The following is a 22888-nucleotide window of genomic DNA, read 5'->3' on the forward strand; positions in this document are numbered from 1 at the left end:
TATTCCTCCTTGTAGAGCGGGTATGAGGCCTGACTTGCCGCCGTTTCGGACTTTTCCTCCGGATCGCGCAGCCTCCTGTCGTTCATTCCGTCTGACCGATAGCCCGGCGTCTGATCCGTTTGCCGGATGGCACAGCGCCCCTCCAGGACGCGACGTACGGCCGTTTTCGGGCATGACGAATCAACCGGCGCGGGGCGGTTCTCCTCCTGCGCTCCGGCTGGTTCGCCTTCTCCCGTCGTTACGCCTGTCCGGAGCGCTTGCGGAAAGCTTGCGGCGATAAGCCCATCTTTTTCTTGAACGTCTTGCAGAAGTAGGCGCTGCTGTTAAAACCGATCTGCTTGCCGATCTGCGCTACGGGCCGGTCGGTCATCGTCAGCAGCAGACACGACTCGCGCAATCTGCGGGCTATAATGTACTGACTGAGCGTGCAGCCGGTCTCTTCGCTGAACAGATGCGAGGCGTAGAACGGCGACAGATGAAGCGCTTCGGCCAGCTTTTCCAATGAGAAGCTTTCGTGGTAATGCTCCTCGATCCAGCTCATCATCTGCTCGATATGTCTGCCTTCCCGCTTGCCGGCCGCATCCGGCTCGCGCCGGTCGTCCCGCTCGCAGATTACGCGCAGCTCCCGCATCCAGTCGAGCAGAAACAGCAACAATTCCTCCTGTCTCCCGTATTCCGGCACCTCGCCGAGCCTGCGCTCGAACTGTCCGGCCAACCCGTCCAACCGCTCCAACTCCTCCTCGCTGAGCGCGAACAGCCGCCCTCCGTGCTTTCCTTTCCACAGCCGATGAAAAAAGGCTTGCAGCGCCGGAAACAACGCGGCATAGCGGTCGAACAAATAAGGATCGAATACGAGCGGCGTGCGCACGTAAGGAGGCTCCATCTTAAAATGATGCAGCTGGTACGGCTGGATTACGACAAACGTTCCCGGCCCGATCGGGTGCACCGTCCGGTCGAGAATCAGCTGACCGCGTCCTTCCCTCACGAGCACGATTTCGATGCCTTGGTGGGCGTTGACGATTTCCAGATGGCCTTCCCGGGTTTCGAGGCGGTGGAAGAACAGGAAGCTGCGCTCGACCAGCTGCGGAACCGGATTGATCGTTCGGCTCATAGCGCATCCAGCTCCTTCCTCAACCAATCGAACGAGCCGATTCCCCCGATTTCGTGTCCCCCGTCAAAAATATCCAACACAAGCCGGTCCGCCGCGCCCAAGCGCTCGTAATACATTCCGATCCGCTCAGCTGCTCTGACCGCCCCTTCCACCGGAAACAGATGGTCGCTCTTCCCGACCTCCAAGTACAGGGAACGGGGAGCGATCAATCCGACGAGATCGGGCATGTCGCCCAACTCGACGATTCCGGGAATATAGTCGCACAGACAGTGCTGCCGGGAGAAAAAGTAACTGTCCTCATAAGTATTCGTATACCCGCTTAATACGACGGCACGGAAGCGTTCATCCAGCGCTGCCGCCAAATACGCGACGAACGCTCCGCCAGACAGTCCCATCGCGCCGACTCCCGCCTTCACGATCTCGGGACGGGACAGCGCGTAGTCCGCGGCGATTCGCACCTCCTGCGCGCGAATGCCCGCCAGCGTCTCTCCCAGATGAGTCAAAAAGGAGGACAGTTTGTAGCAGGAGGAGTTGCGCATATCCGCCGGATTTTCGTCCAGCCGGCTATCCTCCTCCAGCCGGCGCTCGCCGAAGCCGAGCAGTTCGGGTACAATGACGGCCAGACCGCGCTTGACGAGAGACAGCGCGAAATGCTTGTGAATGCCCGTTCCCTCCGGCTCGTCGCGTCCGTCCGGCGTCAGTCCGACCAGCTCGCGGCTGCCGTAGCCGTGGCCGTGCAGCGCCAGTACGGCAGGTGCGGGGCTGCTGGCGGACGCCGTCTTGGGGAGCAGCACGTACATCGGCATGCGCAGGCCGTCCCTCGTGCCGATCTCCACCCGTTCGCGAATGTAAGCCCCTTGGTCCGTACGTTCCAGCAGCTCAGCATCCGGCGGGACGGCATTTTCCTGTGCAAGGGGGATGCGAAGCAGACTGGCCAACCGCTCCCTTCTGCGCAGCAGCTCCTCCCCATCCGCCGCCGGGTCGGGGAGCTTCGCAGCCCGGGCCAGCTTCGCTTCGTACAGCCGGGCGATAAATTCGTTTGCAGTTCCGTGTGCCGCCATATGACCGCCTCCGAATCGGGATTTGTATTGAATTGCGCTTCATTTTGTTATATCGGGATTCTGAAGTCTCGCTCCTCTTGTTCAAGACTAAGCGCGAAGACGCGATAACCTTGCACCTAACCGGCGCTTGACGCTATCATAGTATGAGTTATCCAAGTTGTAAAGTCGGATAAACGTTCGTCGCAATCTCGTTATATACCTTCGCAAGCCGTTATCTTTTTCACCGCAATCGCCGGCAGTTGCTTACGTCCGCCGCCTCGAACACCTTGGTCTGTCGCCCTTCCGTATGTCGGCCGCTGTCAATGCCGTTGGTCGTCATCCCTTTCGGTCAGTCGTCGCCAATGCACACGCCGTTTTCGCAATCTGCTCCAATTTTATCCCAACCTCGCAACTCTGATTTCGTATATGCTTAACACATGGAGGAATGAGACATGCCCCGAAACGACCAATGGACGATCGCGGCGGCAGGACGGGCCTTCCGCAGCGGAGAGCTCTCTCCCGTCCAACTGCTGGAATCGCTTCTGCAGCGAATACGAAACGAAGACGACCGGTATCGCTCCTTCCTTCATCTGATGGAGGACGAAGCTCGGGCACAGGCCGCGCAGGCCGAGCGCGAGCTGCGGGACGGCCGCGACCGCGGACCGCTGCACGGCATCCCGGTATCCGTCAAAGATATGATCGCTTATGCGGGAGTGCCGCTGACGAACGGCTCGGGCCGATCTCCCGTGCCGGTTCCAGAAGCGCATGCACGCGTCGTCGCCAAGCTGTTGGAGGCCGGCTCAGTCATCATCGGCAAGGCGCATTTGTACGAGTTCGCTTACGGCCGGCCTCACCCGGCCTTCGGCTGGACGCTTAATCCGCTGCGGCCCGGCCGACTGCCCGGCGGCTCCAGCTCCGGCTCCGCCGCGGGGATCGCCGCCGGTTTCGCCCTCGGCTCGATCGGCACCGACTCAGCCGGCTCCGTCCGGGTGCCGGCCAGCTTCTGCGGTGTCGCCGGATTCAAGCCGTCCGCGGGGCGCCTCAGCCTGGACGGCATTACGCCGCTGGCGCCGTCGCTGGATCATGCAGGCGTGTTGGCACGCACTTGCGAAGACGTCTCCTTGCTGTTTAACGTTCTTGCGGAGCGTTCGGATGAAAAAGGAACGCGTCTTATGGAGGAATCTGCGGAGAATCGGATGCGACTGAACGTGGAAGTGGAGCAACCCGGCATCAGGGCTCGCGCGACTGAGAAGCCGCTGACAATCGGCGTAGCGACCGACTATTTGGATGCGGAGGCAGAGCCCGAAATTCGCGATGCGATCCTTGGCGTAGTCCAGACGATGGAGAAGGCCGGCTTCCGCGTCAAGCGGTTGAACACAGAGCTTCCAATCTCCGAGGTGAAGGAAAAAACGTGGACGATTTTGCATTACGAGGCATATCGGACACATACAGAAAAGCTGACGGATTGGGCGAAAGGTTACAGCGAACGGATGCGGAACAGCTTGGAGGCGGGACGCGCCATTACGACGAGCGACTATGACGTCTGCCTGAGCTGGAGGGATTCCCATCGCTCGTTGGTTGACAGTTTGTTCGAAGAGATCGACGTACTCGTCTCCCCCACCTGTCCGGTCACCGCCGGCCCGATCCCGGCAGGCAAGCCGGGCGGACCCGCCAACGGCGAGTTCACTCCGCTTGCCAACCTGTGGGGGCTCCCGGCGCTGTCGCTGCCTGCCGGCCTCTCCTCGGAAGGACTGCCGATCGGCCTGCAGCTCACAGGGCGTCGCGGCGACGACGAACTAGTGCTGGCCGCCGGCTCCCTCTTCGAACGGTTCGTCCGCGGCTGATTCGCTCCCCGAAACCCATTGGACGGCAACGTCGGATCGTTCCCGACACTCAACTAATGGCTCCAACTCCACTGCAGGATGCTCCACACGGAGCATCCTGCACAACACAAACCGCCGCCCCCAACAGTACCTCCACGCGAGCTTATCGTCTGACTGCCTGACCTGCCGCCCCCAACAGTACCGCCACGCGTGCTTATCATCCGCCCGCCTGACCCGCCTCCCCCAACAGTACCGCCACGCGAGCTTATTGTCCGACCGCCTGTCCCGTCGCCCTCCACAGTACCGCCTCGCGAGCTTATCATCCGCCCGCCTGACCCGCCTCCCCCAACAGTACCGCCACGCGAGCTTATTGTCCGACCGCCTGACCCGCCTCCCCCAACAGTACCGCCACGCGAGCTTATCATCCGCCCTCCTGACCCGTCGCACAAGGCTCGCCTGTGCCCCTGTCATTACGCCGCCCTGCCTCTGTCTCTTTCCCTGTTCCCCAACGCCAGTCGTTACCAAGCTTTTTGGCTGGCCGCATTTTCTCGCAATTGGGTGGTCACAGCTCCTCCAGTCTGGCTTACAGTTGGGGTGTTCGATTTCCTAATCCAATTCCGGGAGGTGGCGCGCGTGTTTTACTTCTATTTCCTGCTTGCTCTTATGTTCGGAGGGGTCGGCGTTCTGTATCTGTTCGGCAAAAGCATCGTCAAAGCGGAGCAATAAGGTCGCATCCATTAGGGCGTGCCTAGCCCGGACCGCAATCGGTTCGGGTTATTTGGCGTGTCCCGATCCGGCGACAGGAACCTGCGCGACTTCTGTCGAACATGTATGTTTGCAGTCGAATAACGGAGGTACCAGGCGAAATTGGTACTATTCGGTCCGTCCTCTTTCCGGCACAATGAACTTGCGGGAACGATGCGCGGGAAGGAGATCTCTCTATGAACATTCGCAAAGTCAAAATATACGGAACGGGCAAATACTTGCCCGGCCGCCCGATCTCCGATCTGGAGATGGACGATCGCCTCGGCGTTTCCCGGGGCTGGACGCGCAGGGTGACGGACATCGTCTCCCGGCACTACGCCGGAGAAGACGACACCGCATCCGCCATGGGCGCGAAAGCCGCCCAAGCCGCCCTTCAAGCCGCCAACCTGAAGTTCACCGACATGGATTGCCTCGTCGGCGCAAGCGGCACCAAGGAGCAAGCTCTCCCCTGCTCCGCCGTATTCATTCAACGCGAGTTGGGGATGGAGCAGTCCGGCGTCCCCGCCTTTGATATTGATTCCACCTGTCTCAGCTTCCTGGCGGCGCTTGACGCCATGTCCTGCATGATCGCGGCCGGAAGATACCGCTACGTGCTGATCGTCACGTCCGAGATCGCTTCCGTCGGCCTCGATTGGCGGCACAAGGAAAGCGCCGCGCTGTTCGGGGACGGAGCAGCCGCCGTTGTCCTCGGTCCGGCGGAGGACGGCGAGCCGTCCGCCATCGTCGGCGCCTCCATGCGCACCTACAGCGCCGGAGCCGCCTTCTCCGAGATTCGCGCGGGCGGCACCAGGCGTCACCCGAACGGCTATCGTCCCGCCGCCGCGGACGACTATCTGTTCTCGATGGACGGTCCGGCCATCTACAAGATGGCTTCTCGCCTGCTGCCCGACTTCACAGAGGAGCTGCTGCAATCGGCGGGAACGGTCATGTCGGACCTTAAAGCGGTCATCCCCCACCAAGGCAGCGCGATGGCCGTTCGCCTCATGCGCAAGAAGCTGGGCATAGCCGAGCGCCAGCTTGTCTATATTACGCCGAACCACGGCAATACGATCGCCGCCTCCCTCCCGATGGGCCTTCATGAAGCGATCCGGACGGGACGGATCGAGCGGGGGGACCGCGTGCTGCTGATCGGAACGGCGGCGGGACTGACGCTGGGAGGGCTGATCCTTGACTATTGAGCCGGAAACGGAGCCGCAGCGCGTTCTCCTTACAGGAGGCCGCTCTCCGGCAGCGTTGGAGCTGGCCCGCCTGTTCCGCGCCGCCGGCCATCGGGTTTACGCGGCCGAATCCGCGCCCTATCACCTGTGCCGGGTATCCCGTTCCGTCGAACGAAGCTTCCATGTCCCCCCGCCCTCCGAAAATTCGGAGAAATACGCCGCGGCACTGTGCGCGATTGCCGAACAACACCGCATCGACGCGCTGATTCCAACTTGCGAGGAGATTTTCCACATTTCCAAGGAGCTCGACCGATTCGAGGGCGTTTGCCGCGTACTGGCGGCGCCTCTGGCGGAACTGGACTCTCTCCACCACAAAGGCAAATTTATAGAAACCGCGGCGCGCCTCGGACTTCCCGTCCCGGACACGGTGACGCTGGACACGCCGGACGGCTGGCAGCTGCTGCTGCTGGACAGCCCCCGCTTCGCCGAAGGCATCGCGCTCAAGCCGGCCTATTCGCGATTCGCTTCGCGCACGCTGCTGCTCGATTTGCGCCGCACTCCCTTGCCGGACTCCCGCCGTAAGGAAATCGCGCGCAAGCTGGCCGAGGCCGGCGTGTCTGACCGTCGGCCCTGGATCGTCCAGGAGCTGCTGCGCGGCGAAGAATGGTGCACCTACAGCGTAGCGCACGAGGGCCGGATCGCGGCTCACGCCGCATACCGCAGCCGTTTTCGCGCCGGCCGGGGCGCCAGCATCCATTACGAGCCGGCCAGCCAGCCGCAGCTGTTCGATTGGGTCCGGCGCTTCGTCGCGGGAATCGGCTTTACCGGGCAGATCGCCTTCGATTTCATGATCTCGCCGGAAGGCGCCGTCCTGCCGATGGAATGCAATCCGAGGGCGACGAGCGGAGTGCATCTGTTCGGATCGGACGGCCGGCTGGCGGAGGCGCTGCTGTGTCCTGCCGCTCTTCTGGCGGCCGGGCGAATCGCCTCTCCTGCCGCACAATCAAGACAAGGCGCGATGCTCTCGGCCGCGATGCTGAGCTACGGGCTCGTCCAGGCCGTCCGCGAACGAACGCTCGGCGAATGGCTGCGCGCTTGGCGAGGCAGCCGTGACGTCGTGTATCGCCGGGAAGACCCGAAGCCTTTTGCGGAACAGTTTCGGCTGCTCGCCTGGACGCGCCGAACGGCCGCCCGGCAACGCCTGACGCTTCAAGAAGCGTCTACCTCGGATATCGAATGGAATGGTGAACGATGACAAAAGTATTGGTAACGGGAGCAACGGGATTTCTGGGCCGAGCGACGGCCGTTCGCTTGCGCGATCTGGGATGGGACGTGACGGGGCTAGGACGCGACGAGAAAATCGGCCGCCAGCTGGCCGCTCAGGGTATCCCCTTCCTTCAGGCGGATTTGCGCAACCGGCAGCAGATTGAAGACGCCTGCGCCGGACGCGACTACGTCATTCACTGCGCGGCGCTGTCTTCTCCGTGGGGAGCCTACCGAGACTTCTATGAGACCAACGTCGGCGGCACGGAGCATGTCGTCTCCGGCTGCTTTCGTCACGGAGCGCGCAGACTGGTCCATGTGTCCACGCCAAGCGTTTACTTCAATTACAGAGATCGGCTGCTCGTTTCCGAGCAAGAGGAGCTGCCTCGCAAGCCTGTGAACGCCTACGCCGCCACCAAACTGATGGCGGAACGGGTCGTCGCGGATGCGGCCGGCAACGGATTGTCTTCGATCATCGTGCGGCCAAGAGCCGTATTCGGCCCTGGAGATACGTCGTTGTTCCCTCGGCTGCTGCGGGTGAACGATTCGCGCGGCATTCCGCTTATCGGCGGAGGCGAGGCGCTGCTCGATCTGACCTATGTCGACAACGCGGTCGACGGGCTCGTTCAGGCATGCAACGCGCCGGAAAGCGCCGCGGGCGCGATCTACAATCTGTCGAACGGTGAGCCCGTCAAGCTGATCGACCTGCTGCGGCGGCTGTTCGCCCTGCTGGAGCTGCCGCTGCGCACCCGGCGCGTCTCCCGGCCTGCCGCGCTTGCCGCGGGACGCGCAATGGAGTGGCTGTACAGAGCGTTCCCGGCGATTGGCGCGGAGCCGCCTTTTACTCGGTATACGGTCGGCCTGCTGGCCTACAGCCAGACGCTCGATCTGGCCCAAGCGCGCCAAGCGCTGAACTACGAACCGCGAATCCCGCTCGACGAGGGCTTGCGCCGATTCGCGGACTGGTGGAGGAGCAACCCGTCATGAACCGAGAGCATCCCGTCCAGGTCGAGCTTTTGCTCCTGTCCGCCGGTTATTGCCTGCATCCCGAATTCGTGACGCTGCGGGGCGGCTCGCTGCGTTCGGCCGCCTATCCGGCCGGCTTCGCCTGCATTCGCCACCCTTCGCAGGGCTGGATTTTGTTCGATACCGGCTACTCTCCGCGATTTCGCGAGCTGACCGGTTCTTTTCCCTATTCGCTGTACCGCCGACTCACGCCCGTCATTTTGCATGAGGATAACACCGCCGTCCGGCAGCTCGCCCGGCTCGGCATTGCCGCGGAGGACGTCCGCAGTGTCATTCTCTCGCACTTCCACGCCGACCATATCGGAGGCGCGCGGGACTTCCCGTCCTCGCGCTTCCTGTACCCGCAGGCAGCCTACGACGCCGTTCGACGCCTCGGCCCTTTCCGGGCCACCCGTGCGGGCTTCGTCGCCGGACTGCTGCCCGATCGCTTCGCCGAAACCGCGCAGCCGATCGAAACGCTGGCCAAGCGAGTCTCCCTGCCGGACAGCATTCCGTTCGACGGAGGCTACGATCTGCTCGGCGACGGCAGCCTGATCGCGATCGCCATGCCGGGACACGCGGCTGGCCAGATCGGCCTGCTGCTGTCCACATCCCGCTCGCGCGTGCTGCTCTGCGCCGACGCCTCGTGGTCGAGCCAGGCGCTTCGCGACAACCGACCGCCCCATCCGGCGGCAGGGCTGGTCATGCACGACCGCGCGGCGTACCGCGACTCGTTCCGCAGGCTGCGAAGCTGGCAAGCGTCCGATCCTGATCTGATCGTCGTGCCGAGCCATTGCAGGGAGTTCTACGATATCGACAGCCGGGAGGTAAGACGCTTATGATTCGGGACGCCCTTGCTTTTATCAAGCACTACAGAAGCGGAAGAAAACGAGGCGGAACTACGAATCGCCAAGCGTTCGAAAAGAAACTGGAACGGCTCGTCGTCCGGCACGTCTCGCAAGTCCGCGAGCGTTCTGCCTTTTACCGGGAATGGTGGGGCTCTATCCCGTCGGAGCAGTGGCGCTCCTTCCCGACGATCGACAAGTCGGTGATGATGGCCCACTTCGACAGCCTCAATACGGCAGGCATCGCAAAAGCGCAAGCCTTCGCGGTGGCCGAGGCGGCCGAAGCGTCGCGCGACTTCAAGCCCGCCATCGGGAACGTGACGATCGGCCTGTCTTCCGGCACGTCCGGCAATCGCGGACTGTTTCTCGTCGACAGACGGGAGCGGGCCGGCTGGGCGGGCGCGGTGCTTGGCAAAATGCTGCCCGGCTCCCTCCTCTCCCGCTGTTCGATCGCCTTCTTCCTGAGGGCGAACAGCAATCTGTACGAATCGGTGCGCGGCAGGCGGCTGTCGTTCGCATTTTACGACCTGCTCGATCCGCTGCCCGATCAGCTTAAGCGGCTTGAACGCCAGCGGCCCGACGTCATTGCCGCCCCTCCCTCCGTGCTGCGCCGCCTTGCCGAAGCCGCCCGCTCCGGCAACCTGCTAACGAAGCCCAAGCGGATCATCTCCGTCGCCGAGGCGCTGGACCCGCTTGACCGGGAATACATCGAGGAGGCGTTCGGCCAGACCGTCCACCAAATCTATCAATGCACGGAAGGGTTTCTCGGCTGCACCTGCCCCTATGGCACGCTGCATCTGAATGAGGATCTCGTCTATATCGAAAAAGAGTACGTACCCGGCAAAGACCGCACGTTCGTGCCGATCGTGACCGACTTCTCCCGCACGACTCAGCCGATCGTCCGCTACCGGCTCAACGATCTGCTGACCGAGAGCGAGCAGCCCTGCCCGTGCGGCTCCCCGTTTACGGCCATCGAGCGGATCGAAGGCCGCTGCGACGATATTTTCTATGCGACGGGTAGCAGAGTTGACGAAGACGAAGCGCTGGTCACGATCTACCCGGACTTCGTCACGCGCGCGATTATCGGCGCTTCTCCCGCTATCGCGCAATACCGGGCGATCCAGACGGGACTGGACGAATGGACGGTCGAGCTTGAGCTGCCGGAGGCGGAGCGGGACATGGCCGAAGAGCGGGTTCGCGCGGCAATCGCAGCGTTGTGCGGCCGCCTTCGCTGCCGTACGCCGCGAATCGTCTTCTCCGCCTACTCGCATGAAGCCGGCATCGCGAAGCTGAGGCGCGTCGAAAGGAGATACAAGCTTTGAAGTCCCGAGTCGAGCTGTACGAAGCGGCCGACGCGAGCGAACTCGAGTGGCCCGACAACGAATACGGACGCTATGCCAAGCGGTATTTGCTGCCTCTTCTGCAGGAAGGTTCAGAGCGGTTCGTACGGAACGTCCGTACCCGGATCCTCGTGCTGACGGCGGACGGGATTCCGCTTCCGATCACCGTGAATGAAGAGGAGTACGACAACAGCTACGTCTGCTCCCCGTACACCCACTATGTCAGCTACGCGAAACAGGAGCTTAACTTGCTGGGCAACCGCGCGCTGATTGCCGGACTGGACGCGCTTCTGTCCGGAATCGGCCGCCTGCTGAAGCTCAGCGGCTTTAACCGGGTCGTGCACGTCAACAACTGGCTGCTGTCGACCAATCTGTACCCGGAGCTGAACGCCGCGCAATGGGACGCCGTGCTGGACAAGCTGGTCGCCCGCTTCCCCGGGCATGCGATCGCTTTTCGCTCGCTTAATCCGTCTCTCAATGCGCCCATGCTGGACCTCTTTCGTTCCAAGGGCTGCCTGCTCGTCCCGAGCAGACAAATTTACTTGCTGAGAACCGGCGATGCCGGCTTCGGCAACGCCAAATCCCGCTGGCTGCTGAAGCGGGACGGCACGCTGGCTGCCAAGGAAGGCTACGAGACCGTCGGCCCCGGCGACGTAACCCGGCAGGATCTCCCCCGCATCGCGGAGTTGTATCGTCTGCTGTATCTCGATAAGTACTCCTGGCACAATCCGCAGTTCACGGAACGTTTTCTGGAGGAGGCGCTCGATAACCGCATATTGGAGCTGCACGGATTTCGCCGCAACGGAAGGCTTGACGCGGCGCTCGGCTTCTACGCCAGGGACGGCGTGATGACGACGCCTTTGTTCGGCTACGACACTTCGCTGCCGCAGGAGCTCGGCTTGTACCGGATGCTGTCCGCCCGGCTCATCGAATTGGCAGGCGAGCGCGGATTTCTGCTGCACGAAAGCTCCGGCGCGGCCCAGTTCAAGCGCAATCGGGGCGCCGAGGCGGAGATCGAATTTTCTGCGGTTTACGTGCGGCATCTGCCGCTGAAGCGCCGCATGCCTTGGGCGACGCTCGGCAAGCTGCTGAATCGCATCGGCGTACCGCTGCTGAGAAAGCACAAGCTGTAGCGCAGAAATTGCCTTGCTTCTCTCCCTCCCCGGGCGGCAAGCCCCAAGGAGCAAAACGTGGTACACTGGGAGAGACGGTACAAACGAACAGCAGTTCCATATCATTCGAGCAGCAGAAGGAGGTTGACCCATGTCGACCGTTGAGCGAATCGCCCTCGTAACCGGAGCCTCCAGCGGCTTCGGCCTTTTGATCTCCACCGCCTTGGCCCGCGGCGGGTACCGGGTCGTGGCCACGATGCGCGATCCGGATCGCCGGGAACCGCTCATGCAGGAAGCGGACAGGCTCGGCGTCGGCGACAGGCTGGAGGTCGTCCGACTTGACGTTACCGACCCCGTATCGATTGAAGCGGCCGTCGCGCATATTATGGAACGCTACGGCCGGATCGACGCGCTCGTGAATAATGCCGGCTACGCCGTCGGCGGGTTCTCCGAAGAAGTGCCGCTGGAAGCGTGGAGAGCGCAGATGGAGACGAACTTCATCGGCGTCGTCGCTGCGACGCAGGCCGTTCTGCCCATCATGCGCCGGCAGCGCGAAGGAACGGTCATCCAGATCGGCAGCGTCAGCGGGCGGATCGGCTTGCCCGGCTACGGAGCATACGCCGCCTCCAAGTTCGCGGTCGAAGGCTTCAGCGAGAGTCTGCGGCTCGAGGTTGCGCCCTACGGCATCCGGGTGTACCTCGTGGAGCCCGGAGCCTATCGTACGCCGATCTGGGACAAAGGTTTCGCTGCGATCCACGCCAAGCCCGACTCCCCTTACGGGAAAATGCTTAACTCCGTGCTGGGCTTCGCCCGCAAATCGGCCGAATCCGCCCCGCATCCGCGGGAAGTCGCCGAGCTGGTCGCCCGGCTGGCAGCCTCCGGCCGAACGCGCAAGCTAAGGCATCCGATCGGGCGAGGCGCCCGTTTGCTGGTGACCGCCGTCCGTTTTCTGCCCTGGCGCTGGATCGAAACCGCGATTCGCAAGACGCTGGACCGGGGCGCGTCCAAGACAACAAGTCCGGAGAACGCCAATACGAAAGAAATTTAACACCATTAACTATATAGGTTGAACTTCCCGTTTCATTGGTTCAATCTATATAGACTGAGGAGAGATCAGCGATGACCCATCTAGACTCCCCCTTTTCCCTGAAAGGGCTCGCCTTGAAAAACCGCATCGTCATGCCGCCCATGTGCCAATACTCCGTCGAGACGAACGACGGCAAGCCGAACGATTGGCATTTCGTTCATTACGTCTCCCGGGCGATAGGCGGCGCGGGACTGATCATTGTGGAGATGACCGACGTGGAGCCGGACGGAAGAATAACCGACCGCGACTTGGGGCTCTGGTCGGACGAGCAAATTCCCGCCTTCGCGAGAATCGTCGATGAGGTACATAAATACGGGGCGAAAATCGGCATCCAGATCGCGCACGCAGGACGCAAAGCGGAGGATGCGCCGACGCCCGTCGGAGCGTCGGATATCCCGGTTCCGGGCGCGAACGGAGACCCGGTCTCCCGGCGTCCGCGGGCGCTGGGCGCCGAGGAAGTCCGGACGATGGTCGGGAAGTTCCGGGACGCCGTCCGCCGCGCCGTCGAGGCCGGCTTCGACACGATCGAGCTGCACGGCGCGCACGGCTACTTGATCCACCAGTTCCATTCCCCGGGCATCAACAATCGCTCCGACGAATACGGACGCGATCCGGCTCGCTTCGGCGAGGAAATCGTGCAGGCCGCGCGCAGCGTCATGCCTGCGGACATGCCGCTCATCATGCGCATGTCCGCGGTCGAATACATGGACGGCGGCTACGACCTCGCGCATGCGCTGCGGATCGCGAAGCGCTACAAGGACGCCGGCGTCGATATGTTCGACGTATCCAGCGGCGGCGAAGCGCCTCCGGGCAGCCGCAAGCCCGCCAATCATCCCGGCTATCAGCTTCCGTTCGCGCGCGCCTTCAAGGAAGCGCTGAACGTGCCGATCATCGCCGTCGGCAATTTGGACCAGCCGCACTTGGCCGAGGCCGCTTTGGGCAACGGAGACGCCGAACTGGTCGCCGTCGGGCGGGGTATGCTGAACGATCCTTATTGGGCGCTTCACGCGATTATGACCGTCGCCAGAAAAGCCGAACCGCCCGTACAATACGCAAGAGGCATCTACGTCCGTTAAGATGAGGGGGCTGTCCCAATGTGGTCAGATTAAGCCCCAGAGAGGGAGCAACGCATACAGCCAGGAACAACGCTTCGCGACACCGCCATCCCTTTGCACAAGGTTGGGTGGGCGGGAACCTGGCTCGCGGGGAACAACTGCCGTTGGGTAGACGTCGTGATCGTGACGATGGTGGTCGTTGGTGATGGTCGCGATGGTGGTCGTGGTGATGGCGGTAATCGCATAACGTTACGGCGTAACGTTAAATGCCCGACGCGGGCCAGGCTAGCGGCCAATAGAGCGACGGCATAACGTTATTTCCCCATTTGTCCCCCGATCTCGTCCTGAACCCATGAAATAACGTTACGCCATAACGCTAACCTTCATTCAACCGTCAACGTCCGAAACCCATAACGTTATCCCATCGTCCTATGCGATTCCGAGTCGTTCGATTGCGAACATTTGCTCCTACAACCTCGCGAATTTAGATTAACCTGACAACATCCCTCGTATTTAAGGGGTTGGGGGCTGTCCCAGCCCCTCTTTCCTTTTCGTCCAGCCGCGCGCATTCTTCAGCCCTCGACGGCGAATTCGGCAATATACTGCCTGCACACGATCTCGTAGCCCAGCGATTCGTACAGTCGAACCGCGCCTTCGTTTTCCGTCAGCACGTTCAAGTACACTTCGGCGCAAGCCGCCCTTCCATGGCGGGTCAGCTCCGCGCACACTTTTGTTCCGAGCCCCCTCCTTCTTCGCGCAACGTCCGTTCCTATGTTCCCCAGCTCCGCGTATTCGTCGGTAAAGACATGGTAGCCGCCCGCCGCCACCAGCTCCCCCTGCTCCGTCACCCCGTAGAACGGATAGTTCAGTTCTTCCCGGGAAAAAGCCATCGCGTTCCACTCCCGCTGCTTGGCCTCGATCCGGCCGAAATACGAAGCGTCGAGCAGTTGAACCTGCGGTCCTTCAGACGGCAAAGGCAAAATCTCTTCGCGAACGTGCTTCATCAGCAGCAGTTCCCTTGGAGATCCCGTCCATCTCAGCTGCGCCTCCAGATCGGCCAAATCCTTCGAGTTGACGATAAAGCTGCCTGTGGCGCCGTCCGGCAGACTCAGCCGCGTTCGCGCGAACGACAACAGCGGTCCTATCCGGAACGAACAGGCCAGAGGATACACGGAGAAGGCGTGAAACGGCAGTCCTCTTAAAAAAGCCAATACGCCGAGCAGTTCCCCCCGCTCCGAATACTGTCCGAAATGAATCGTGTTGGGCCTGCGGATCGTGAGATACGAGTAGTATAGAAAATGACGTTTCCTGTCTATCGTACTTAAAATTTGATCAAGCTCATCCGGCGTTAATTCTCGAATCAAGTCAATTGCTCCTCCATTTCCTCTTTCCCTCTACTGGCGCCCTTCCCGTTCCCATTGCGTCCCGCGCCCTTCAACAGCGGATAGATGAGCGTGCACGGAAGCGTCGAGAACGCGACGAGCTCTGCCGTCATTTCCGACGTGAGCATAACGAACGTCAAATACGCGACCGGCGCGAAAAGTGCGATGCCCGGCATCGCCGATAGAGCGGAGAGCATCCCGGCCGCATTCCGTTGCACGGCGAAGCTGACGTTCAAGCCGATCAAGCTGAACAGGAGCGGCCACAGCAGCAGGTAGCTCCCGCCCGGCAGCCACAGCGCCGTTCCTGCGCATAACAGCATCCACAGCAGCAGCGCGCCGCCCCACAGATCGTCCGCCCGAATCAATCGGGAGACGAGCCGAACCGGCACAAACGCGATCGCCAGCGCCAATGCCAGCACGCCGACAAAATAGAACGCGGAGACGATCGGGTCTTCCACGATCTCCGCATATTGAGGAGGCGACGCCTCGGCCCGAACGATCGACCATGCCAGCGCTCCGATTCCGTATGTCAGGCCTATGCCGAGCAGCGCCAGCAGCAGGCCGCCTCCCAGTCCTCCGACGGTCAAGCGCCGCCGTTTGAATCCGTGCCATAGCGTGGCGAGGAGCAGCAGCGCGCACGGCAGTGTCAGACCGACCGCCCAAGTGTGCGTATAGCTGACCATCGTTCCGCCGAAAACGTTGAAATACACTCTATCCTCCCGCCGGATATTCTCCAGGTCCAATCCACCGAAATGCCTCGCAAGGCCCAGCATATAGCTGCCGTGGTGCTGCAGGCTTGCGGCGTCCAGATTGTCCGGCGTATCGCTCTCCTTGTGGTAAGCGTTCAGCCCCATGGCGAACACGAAGTTCATGCCGGGCAGCCCGCTGTCCATAAGCGGGGTCAGATCGGTTTCGTTGGACAGCAGGTTATACGCATAATGCAGCAGGGAATACGCTACCGGCTGCGGAGCCCCCCGAACGAATTCCCGGATCAGGCCGCCGTTGTCCTCGCTCGTCTCGAACATAAAGGAAGGCCCGCGATTGCCCCGCGCGTCGAAATTAAGCGCCAGCCCGACGCTCCTTGCCAACGGGTGCTCGTACGCAAACGCTTTGGCTCCGTGCAGCCCCATTTCTTCCCCGTCCGTCATAAGCAGCAGCACGTCGTTCTTGAGCGGTTCGCCCGCTCTAAGCGCCCGCGCCGTTTCGAGCATGGCGGCGATGGCCGCCGCGTTATCTCCCGCTCCCGGAGTGCCCGGGACGGAATCGTAATGCGCCATGAGCAAGACGGCTTTGCCGCTGCCGCCGGCCGTGCCGGGAAAACGTGCGATGATATTTTCGATGGGGACGCGACGCCCGGGTTCCCATATCGAATCGGCTTCCGCCGTCTGCACCTCCGGCTGAAGTCCGAGCCCTGTAAGCTCCGCCAGCAAAAAATCCCTCACCCTGTCATGGGCGGGCGATCCGGCAGGACGCGGCTCGGCGGCGATGACACCGACCTTCTCCATCGCGCGTGCGGCGGAGAACGCGTCGGCCGGAGCGTCCGGACCGGCGGGCTGCGGAGCGCGAACCTGCAGCAGTCCGGCGAACAGCGCGACTAACAGCGCCGAGGCAATGCCGGTGCGCTTCAGCAGTCGCGCCGCGCCCGCGCCGGCTCCGGCGGAAGCTCTGCCGGCGAGAGGCGGTTGAGAAGTCATGCAAGCCCTCCTGACGGACGAGTCGAATTGGCTGGCCGAAGCCGTCGTTGCCTGCGATCGCAACATAGCCGAAAAAGCCGTCAAGATTACATTCGCTTCTTGACGGCCCGAGACCTTCTTTGCTATTTTCCGACCCACACGTCTTTTGCGTACCGGCCTTCATGCTCCAGGGCGAGCAGCCAATCCGCCGCCTCCTGCGGCGTCGCTCCCCGCTCGTCGCGATATGCCTGCATCAGCGCGGCTTCGACGTCTGGCGCCATCCTGACGCCGTCTCCGCAAAGGTAAAGATGGCCTTGCTCGGATAACAAACGGATGATTTCGGCGGCGTTGCGGGACAGCAAATGCTGCACATACGTCTTGGACTTTCCTTCCATCCGCGAATAGGCGGTATGAAGCGTAACGATGCGCTCCTTCTCGTACTGCTCCAGCTCTTCCCGGTACAGATGATCCGCCTCGCTCCGGCAGCCGAAGAACAGATGAGCCTCGCCAAGCCCGGCTCCTTGCTTCTTCAGTTCCGCCCGCGCCTGAAGGAAACCCCGGAACGGGGCCACGCCCGTTCCCGGCCCGACCATAACGATCGGCGCAGCCGGATCTTCCGGCAGACGGAAGCCCGATTCGGGCGAGCGGACGAATACGAGCACGTCGTCGCCCGCTTGACGGCCGGCCAAGTAAGTGGAAGCGACGCCGCGATATTCGCCCAACCCGCTTCGGGCCGGCTCCCGGACGACGGCGACCGTTATGCTTAGCCGTTCCGGCTGGACGCGCGGCGAGCTGGAGATCGAATAGTAGCGCGGCTTAAGCGGCGGGAGCAGCTCCAGAAATTTCTCGAAGGGCAGCTCGCACGCTTCGTATTTGTCGAGCAAATCCAGCATCGATACACGCGGGTTCAGAATGCGCTCCTCGTAAGCGGCCTCTTCCAGGCAGCTCTCCAACTCGCGCTTATGCGGCGGGCAGACCGTATACGCGGCCATCTCCCGCAATTGCGCGCGGGTCGCCGGCTCCTGCAGCTCCACGCAATGGCTGAGCAGATCGCCTGCGTTCACGGGACGGTTCAGCGGCAGATGCGCAGCGCCGCTCCCCTCCGCGGTCAAGATCAATTGGCTGCTCGCGTTAAGACGGAAGCGGCGAATGGCGCGGTCGACGTTATCCTTGCCGTTAACCGGCAGCACGCCGAGGTGATCGCCCTCCCGGTATGCCGTTCCTGCCGGTACGGCGATTTCGAGATGGCGCGTGCTCCGCCCGCTGCCCTCCGACTGAAGCTCGCAGTTGTCGCGCACGTCGGCGTACGCGGCGCCGTAGGTTCGCGCGAAGGGAACGTCCGGCGGCGCGTTGACGAACCGAACGCCCAGCGCCGGCCCTTCCCGCCCCTCGTCTCCGCCGACGTTCAGCTCGAACGTTTTGCCGATATCCGCCCACAGCGCCCGCCTCCACTGCCCGAGCTGTTTTTCCGTATCGCCGCCGGCATCAGCTTCCGCCCGGGCGGAAATTCTGCGGCCGCCCTTCCTCTCAAGCAGCTCGTCGATATATCGCGGTACGCTCTGGTACGTGTTCGACCAGTTGCGGTCGCCGCAGCCGAGCACTGCGTAGCGCACGCCTTCCAGTTCCCCCGGCTTGGCCTGCTCCAGCCATTTCACGAAGCCGGCTGCATTCTGCGGAGGCTTGCCGTTATAGGACGCGGTCACGATCAGCACCGCTCCGTCCGTCGGCAGCTTGCCGGCCCAATCGTTAAGCGGCGCGACCTCGCCCTTCATGCCGAATGCGCGGGCCGAATCGGCCGCCGCCCGGGCAATGCCTTCCGCCGTTCCGAGGTTGGAGCCGTACAGCACGAGCAAGGACGTCTTCTCCGCCCCCGGCACGGCGGTCGGAGCAAGCGGCTGGCGCTCCTCCTGCTGCCCGGCGATCTCTTCAGCCGCTGCCGGAGCCGCGCTTGCCGCCGATACTTGCCGTCCAGGACGAAGACGGACGCGCATCGTGAAGTCGCCGGGCTTAATCGTCAGCGTCTGCTTTACGTCCAGCTGATAGTCGCGGTGATCGATCAGCTCGAAATGCCTGACAATCATGCCGAGCACAAGCGTGGCCTCATACAGCGCGAACTGCATGCCGATGCAGGCGCGCTCTCCGTTGCCGAACGGCTTGTAGGCATGATTCGGCACCTTGGACGGATCCTCGAACCGCTCCGGGCGGAACGAGTCGGCATCCTCTCCCCATGCCTCTTTATCGCGATGAAGCTGCGGCAGCAGCACGCTGACGGTGTCTCCTTTTTTCATCGGATACTGCCCGCCGATCACCGTGTCCTCCTTGGCGTACAAGTCGAACCCCGGAGCGGTCGGCCACAGGCGCAGCGACTCGTTCAGAATCATGCGGATGTACTTCAGTTGGGTAACCTGCTTGTGCGTCGGGATCGATCCGGTCAGCACGCGGTCGACTTCCTCGCAGGCGTTCTTGAGCGCGGACGGATTTTTCAGCAGAAAATAGAGCGCAAACGACAGCAGGCCGCTCGTCGTCTCGTGTCCGGCAATGAGGAAGGTGATGATCTGGTAGCGGATGTTCTCATCGTCCAGCGTCTCCCCCGTCTGCGGGTCTTTGCCGCTCAGCATGCGGGCCAGCAGATCGACGTCGCCTTGGCTCCCCTTGGCCTTTCGCTCGGCGATAATTTTGTCCACCAGTTCGAACATCGTCGCGATATCTTCCTGGAACTGCCGCTTCGTCTTGACCATGAAGAAATTCTGGATGCCGAGCCGTCCGCTCCTATTCATCGCCTCGTTCAGCGCGCGCACCATGCTGACGATAAACGGGCTGTGGCTCTCCTTGTAGAAGCTGTTGAATCGATAGTTAAAACCGCATAAGCCAATCGTATCGAGCGTAAGCCGAGTCATGTCGTCAGCCACGTCGATGCTCTCGTCGGAATTCAGCCGCGCCCATTTCTGCACGAGCTGCAGAGCGATATCCGTCATCATGTCGTGGTAACCTTTCATCGCCTGCTGGCTGAACGTCGGCAGCAAAATGTTGTGCGCCTTGCGCCAGTTCGGCTCGTGCGTCCAGCTCGTGAACAGCCCGTCGCCGCTGAAGGCGCGCACGTTCTGCAATTCGCCGTAGACGTTCTTGTCGAACCGGGATACGTCGCACACTTCCGCCGCTAGCTTGTGTCCCGACACGACAAGCATGGAAAATCCGGGGCCCCGCAGCCGGTAGATCGGGCCGAGCTCCTCCGCCAGCTTGCACATGGACAGGGTCGGCTTTTCTTTATCGATCAAAGACAGATGGCCAAGCAAGCCGTAGGATTTCGGTTCGGGAACATAACCGGTCTTCATCGCGCTCCACATCCTCTCCGATTGGATATCGTCAGCCGCGATCCGCGTCTGCCGCCACACCGTGATACAACGTGTCGATAACCAGCTTCGCCGCCGATTTGCTGGCGATGCGCCCCTCGTGAACCTGCTGCCAGGTAACGAACAGCAGCGAATACAGCACTTCCAAAATCCAGTCCGCGCTCATATCCTCGCGGAATGCGCCCCCGCTCTGGAGCGATCGGATCGCTTCCCGGATCGGCTCCTTCACCCTTGCTTCGGCAGCGCCCATCTCTTCGCTGTAGTGAAGCGATGTTTCGTTGGCGAGGAAGTTGATCTTGTCGCCAAGCGGAATAAGCGCTTCGATCAGCTCCCCGAATGTAATCGTCGCCGATCTCCCCGACGGGCCGAATCCGCCTTAACGTCTCCTCCACAACCTCGACCGCCCGCAGGCCGAGCTGCAGCATAAGCTGCTCCCTGCTTTCGATATAGCGGTGCAGCGTGGCGATGCCGATGCCGGCGTATTCTGCGATATCGTTTAACGAAGCGGTCGGCTTCTCGACGAGCAGTTCCGTCGCCGCGTCGAGAATGGCGCGAAGCTTCGCCTCCTTGGCTGCCGTTCTGCCGCTGCTCATAGCTTCTTCCTCCTCCTTTTCACTGTATATGATAGTATGATCTATCATTTGATATCATTTTATCTCATTTTAATTGCAATATCAACTCTGCTGCATGATGAAGGGGCTATCCCCATGAGTCAGTCCGACAAAAATGATGGACAGAAAGAATAGCCCGACGCAGTCGGGCTACAAGCTTCACCAACCTCTATTCTCTCGCTCCAACCCGATCCCATCCGGCTACAACCCTAAAAATGCGCCGACGCTCACTCTAACTCGCCCCCATCCGGCTGCAGCCCTAAAAATGCGCCGCGGCTCGCTCTAACCCGACCCAACCCGGCTACAGCTCTAAAAATGCGCCGTGGCTCGCTCTAACCCGATCCCAATCCGGTTGCAGCCCTAAACACACGCCGACGCTCGCTCTAACCCGCCCCAATCCGGCTGCAGCCCTAAAAATGCGCCGACGCTCGCTCTAACCCGACCCAGTCCGGCTGCAGCCCTAAACACACGCCGACGCTCGCTCTAACCCGCCCCAATCCGGCTGCAGCCCTAAAAATGCGCCGACGCTCGCTCTAACCCGACCCAGTCCGGCTGCAGCCCTAAACACACGCCGCTGCTCGCTCTAACCCGATCCCATCCGGTTGCAGCCCTAAAAATGCGCCGACGCTCGCTCTAACCCGACCCAGTCCGGTTGCAGCCCTAAACACACGCCTCGACTCACTCTAACCCGATCCCATCCGGTTGCAGCCCCGCCAATCCCCCTATTACAGCCGCACGACCTTAGTCGCGATATTGTCGCAGAACTCGCTGTCGTGCTCCACGAACAGAAGCGTCGGCGAATGCTCCAACAGCAGCTCTTCGATCTGCATGCGGGAGATGACGTCCACGAAGTTGAGCGGTTCGTCCCATACGTGCAGATGCGCCTGCTCGCTTAGGCTGCGCGCGATCAGCACCTTCTTCTTCTGCCCGCCGCTGTAGGCGGACATGTCCTTCTCGAACTGAACCCGGGCAAAGTCGAGCTTGCGCAAAATGGACTTGAACAAGCTTTCGTCGATGCCGCTGCTCCTCGCGTAATCCGTCAAGCTGCCGCGCAAAAACGACGTGTCCTGCGAGACGTAGGAAATTTTGAGCTGGCTTCCCACCCTGAGCGTACCGTCGTACTCAAGCTTTTCCCCGCAAATCAGCTTGAGAATGCTCGATTTGCCGGAACCGTTCGGTCCCATTAGCGCGATTCTGTCCCCTTGCTCGACCGTGAAGCCGACGTCCTCGCACGCCGTTCTCTCCCCGTAGCGGATCGATACCCGGTCGAGCTCGACAAGCCGGCTTTTATGGTAAGCAAGCTGCGCAAGCTTCAGCTGTTCCGCATTTTCGACGTTTTTAAGCAGCTTCGACTTCTCGTCGATCGCCTCTTGCTGCCTGCGCTCCATCGATTTGGAACGCTTCATCATTTTCGCGGCCTTATGGCCGATATAGCCTCTGTCCACGAAGAAGTCGGCGTTCCGGATGCCGGTTTTCGACTTCTCCACCTCGTCCGACCACTTGCTCGTCCGCTTGGCCGCTTCGTTCAGACGCTTGATGTCCTTCTTCAGCTTCTCGTTCTCGGCCTGCTCGAAGTTGTCCTGGCGCTGCTTATTGTCCCACCAGTCGGAGAAATTGCCGCGCTGAATCTCGATATTCGTCTTGTTGATGGACAGAACGTGATCCACGCAGTTGTCGAGGAAGGCACGGTCGTGCGAGACGAGAATGAAGCCTTTCTTGGCCTTCAAGTAGTCGCTCACGATTCGTCTGGCGTTCAAGTCCAGATGGTTCGTCGGTTCGTCGATCAGCAGGAAGCTGTTTTCCTTCAGAAACAGCGCGGCCAGCAGCACCTTCGTCTGTTCCCCGTTGGACAGCGATTCGAACGGACGGTACAGCACGTCGTCCGACAGCTTGAGCAGCGACAGCTCGCGCGACAATTGCCAATACTCGTAGTCCGGCAATATTTCGTCGACGACGTCCAACGTATTGCTTTCTTTGTTCCGCACGGGGAACGGAAAATACTCGAAATCCACGCTCGCGTGAATCGTTCCCTCATATTCGTATTTGCCCAGCAGCAGGTTGAGGAACGTCGTCTTCCCTCTGCCGTTCCTCCCCGTGAATCCGAGCTTCCAATCGGTATCGATCTGAAAGCTCGCGTTTTCGAAAATGTTATCGTAGCTGCCGTCATAGGCGAACGTAAGGTTTTGCACATTAATTAATGACATAAAATACATCCCTCCGCACAAATAAATAAGCCGCAAGAAAATTACATTCTCGCGACTCAAATAGA

Annotated in this window: 16 protein-coding genes and 1 pseudogene; 9 read left to right on the top strand and 8 right to left on the bottom strand. The window is 61.4% G+C overall.

Annotated features, from left to right (window positions below; translation table 11 throughout):
• Window positions 1–238: 238 nt before the first annotated feature.
• Both PUW25_RS23325 and PUW25_RS23330 read right to left on the bottom strand, forming a co-directional pair.
• Window positions 239–1111, bottom strand: coding sequence for an AraC family transcriptional regulator (locus PUW25_RS23325; protein ID WP_094046634.1), 873 nt, complete (start codon window positions 1109–1111; stop codon window positions 239–241).
• Window positions 1108–2172, bottom strand: coding sequence for a dienelactone hydrolase family protein (locus PUW25_RS23330; RefSeq protein WP_094046632.1), 1065 nt, complete (start codon window positions 2170–2172; stop codon window positions 1108–1110). The genes PUW25_RS23325 and PUW25_RS23330 overlap by 4 nt, the downstream gene beginning before the upstream one ends.
• A gap of 431 nt (window positions 2173–2603) precedes the next feature.
• Here PUW25_RS23330 and PUW25_RS23335 point away from each other — a divergent pair, with 431 nt between their 5' ends.
• A complete protein-coding gene (locus PUW25_RS23335; protein ID WP_274337648.1) occupies window positions 2604–3995 on the top strand; it encodes an amidase in 1392 nt (463 codons plus the stop codon).
• Window positions 3996–4048: 53 nt separating this feature from the next.
• Here PUW25_RS23335 and PUW25_RS23340 read toward each other — a convergent pair whose 3' ends face one another.
• Window positions 4049–4399 carry a hypothetical protein gene (locus PUW25_RS23340; protein WP_274338475.1) on the bottom strand — a complete coding sequence of 117 codons (351 nt, stop codon included), beginning with the start codon at window positions 4397–4399 and terminating at the stop codon, window positions 4049–4051.
• A 516-nt stretch (window positions 4400–4915) separates the two neighbouring features.
• On the opposite strand from PUW25_RS23340, the gene PUW25_RS23345 reads away from it, so the two are divergent.
• From PUW25_RS23345 to PUW25_RS23380, 8 genes are all read left to right on the top strand, one after another.
• A complete protein-coding gene (locus tag PUW25_RS23345; protein WP_274338476.1) occupies window positions 4916–5917 on the top strand; it encodes a beta-ketoacyl-ACP synthase III in 1002 nt (333 codons plus the stop codon).
• A complete protein-coding gene (locus PUW25_RS23350) occupies window positions 5907–7151 on the top strand; it encodes an ATP-grasp domain-containing protein (RefSeq protein WP_274337652.1) in 1245 nt (414 codons plus the stop codon). Before PUW25_RS23345 ends, PUW25_RS23350 begins: the two co-directional genes overlap by 11 nt.
• Window positions 7148–8146: an NAD-dependent epimerase/dehydratase family protein gene (locus PUW25_RS23355; protein ID WP_274337653.1), complete on the top strand. Its 999-nt coding sequence runs from the start codon at window positions 7148–7150 to the stop codon at window positions 8144–8146. Before PUW25_RS23350 ends, PUW25_RS23355 begins: the two co-directional genes overlap by 4 nt.
• Window positions 8143–9006 (top strand): MBL fold metallo-hydrolase, encoded by an 864-nt coding sequence (locus tag PUW25_RS23360; RefSeq protein WP_274337654.1) that lies wholly within the window; start codon window positions 8143–8145, stop codon window positions 9004–9006. The genes PUW25_RS23355 and PUW25_RS23360 overlap by 4 nt, the downstream gene beginning before the upstream one ends.
• A complete protein-coding gene (locus tag PUW25_RS23365; protein WP_274337655.1) occupies window positions 9003–10331 on the top strand; it encodes a F390 synthetase-related protein in 1329 nt (442 codons plus the stop codon). Before PUW25_RS23360 ends, PUW25_RS23365 begins: the two co-directional genes overlap by 4 nt.
• Window positions 10328–11482, top strand: coding sequence for a GNAT family N-acetyltransferase (locus tag PUW25_RS23370; RefSeq protein ID WP_274337657.1), 1155 nt, complete (start codon window positions 10328–10330; stop codon window positions 11480–11482). Before PUW25_RS23365 ends, PUW25_RS23370 begins: the two co-directional genes overlap by 4 nt.
• A 130-nt stretch (window positions 11483–11612) precedes the next feature.
• A complete protein-coding gene (locus PUW25_RS23375; protein WP_274337658.1) occupies window positions 11613–12509 on the top strand; it encodes an SDR family oxidoreductase in 897 nt (298 codons plus the stop codon).
• Between the two features lie 71 nt (window positions 12510–12580).
• Window positions 12581–13624: an NADH:flavin oxidoreductase/NADH oxidase gene (locus tag PUW25_RS23380; protein ID WP_274337659.1), complete on the top strand. Its 1044-nt coding sequence runs from the start codon at window positions 12581–12583 to the stop codon at window positions 13622–13624.
• 551 nt (window positions 13625–14175) lie between these two features.
• Here PUW25_RS23380 and PUW25_RS23385 read toward each other — a convergent pair.
• The 5 genes and pseudogenes from PUW25_RS23385 to PUW25_RS23405 form a co-directional block, all read right to left on the bottom strand.
• Window positions 14176–14967, bottom strand: coding sequence for a GNAT family N-acetyltransferase (locus PUW25_RS23385; RefSeq protein ID WP_205055316.1), 792 nt, complete (start codon window positions 14965–14967; stop codon window positions 14176–14178).
• Entirely contained in the window at window positions 14964–16679 is a 1716-nt protein-coding gene (locus PUW25_RS23390; RefSeq protein ID WP_205055317.1) for a M28 family peptidase, read from the bottom strand. Before PUW25_RS23390 ends, PUW25_RS23385 begins: the two co-directional genes overlap by 4 nt.
• Window positions 16680–16801: 122 nt before the next feature.
• The gene (locus tag PUW25_RS23395; protein ID WP_205055318.1) at window positions 16802–19990 is read right to left on the bottom strand and encodes a bifunctional cytochrome P450/NADPH--P450 reductase; all 3189 of its coding nucleotides are present in this window, start codon (window positions 19988–19990) and stop codon (window positions 16802–16804) included.
• A gap of 31 nt (window positions 19991–20021) precedes the next feature.
• Window positions 20022–20601: pseudogene (locus PUW25_RS23400) on the bottom strand (TetR/AcrR family transcriptional regulator).
• Window positions 20602–21344: 743 nt separating this feature from the next.
• Complete coding sequence (locus PUW25_RS23405; protein WP_205055311.1) at window positions 21345–22823, bottom strand: Lsa family ABC-F type ribosomal protection protein; 1479 nt, start codon at window positions 22821–22823, stop codon at window positions 21345–21347.
• Window positions 22824–22888 lie beyond the last annotated feature (65 nt).

Origin of the sequence: Paenibacillus urinalis, assembly GCF_028747985.1 — a bacterium.
GTDB classification, from domain to species: Bacteria; Bacillota; Bacilli; order Paenibacillales; family Paenibacillaceae; genus Paenibacillus; species Paenibacillus urinalis.

Coding starts and splice junctions, on each gene's coding strand:
- PUW25_RS23365 (WP_274337655.1), top strand. CDS start 9,003: ATGATTCGGGACGCCCTTGCTTTTATCAAGCACTACAGAAGCGGAAGA.
- PUW25_RS23335 (WP_274337648.1), top strand. CDS start 2,604: ATGCCCCGAAACGACCAATGGACGATCGCGGCGGCAGGACGGGCCTTC.
- PUW25_RS23355 (WP_274337653.1), top strand. CDS start 7,148: ATGACAAAAGTATTGGTAACGGGAGCAACGGGATTTCTGGGCCGAGCG.
- PUW25_RS23360 (WP_274337654.1), top strand. CDS start 8,143: ATGAACCGAGAGCATCCCGTCCAGGTCGAGCTTTTGCTCCTGTCCGCC.
- PUW25_RS23375 (WP_274337658.1), top strand. CDS start 11,613: ATGTCGACCGTTGAGCGAATCGCCCTCGTAACCGGAGCCTCCAGCGGC.
- PUW25_RS23380 (WP_274337659.1), top strand. CDS start 12,581: ATGACCCATCTAGACTCCCCCTTTTCCCTGAAAGGGCTCGCCTTGAAA.
- PUW25_RS23325 (WP_094046634.1), bottom strand. CDS start 1,111: ATGAGCCGAACGATCAATCCGGTTCCGCAGCTGGTCGAGCGCAGCTTC.
- PUW25_RS23340 (WP_274338475.1), bottom strand. CDS start 4,399: ATGATAAGCTCGCGTGGCGGTACTGTTGGGGGAGGCGGGTCAGGCGGT.
- PUW25_RS23405 (WP_205055311.1), bottom strand. CDS start 22,823: ATGTCATTAATTAATGTGCAAAACCTTACGTTCGCCTATGACGGCAGC.
- PUW25_RS23330 (WP_094046632.1), bottom strand. CDS start 2,172: ATGGCGGCACACGGAACTGCAAACGAATTTATCGCCCGGCTGTACGAA.
- PUW25_RS23345 (WP_274338476.1), top strand. CDS start 4,916: ATGAACATTCGCAAAGTCAAAATATACGGAACGGGCAAATACTTGCCC.
- PUW25_RS23395 (WP_205055318.1), bottom strand. CDS start 19,990: ATGAAGACCGGTTATGTTCCCGAACCGAAATCCTACGGCTTGCTTGGC.
- PUW25_RS23390 (WP_205055317.1), bottom strand. CDS start 16,679: ATGACTTCTCAACCGCCTCTCGCCGGCAGAGCTTCCGCCGGAGCCGGC.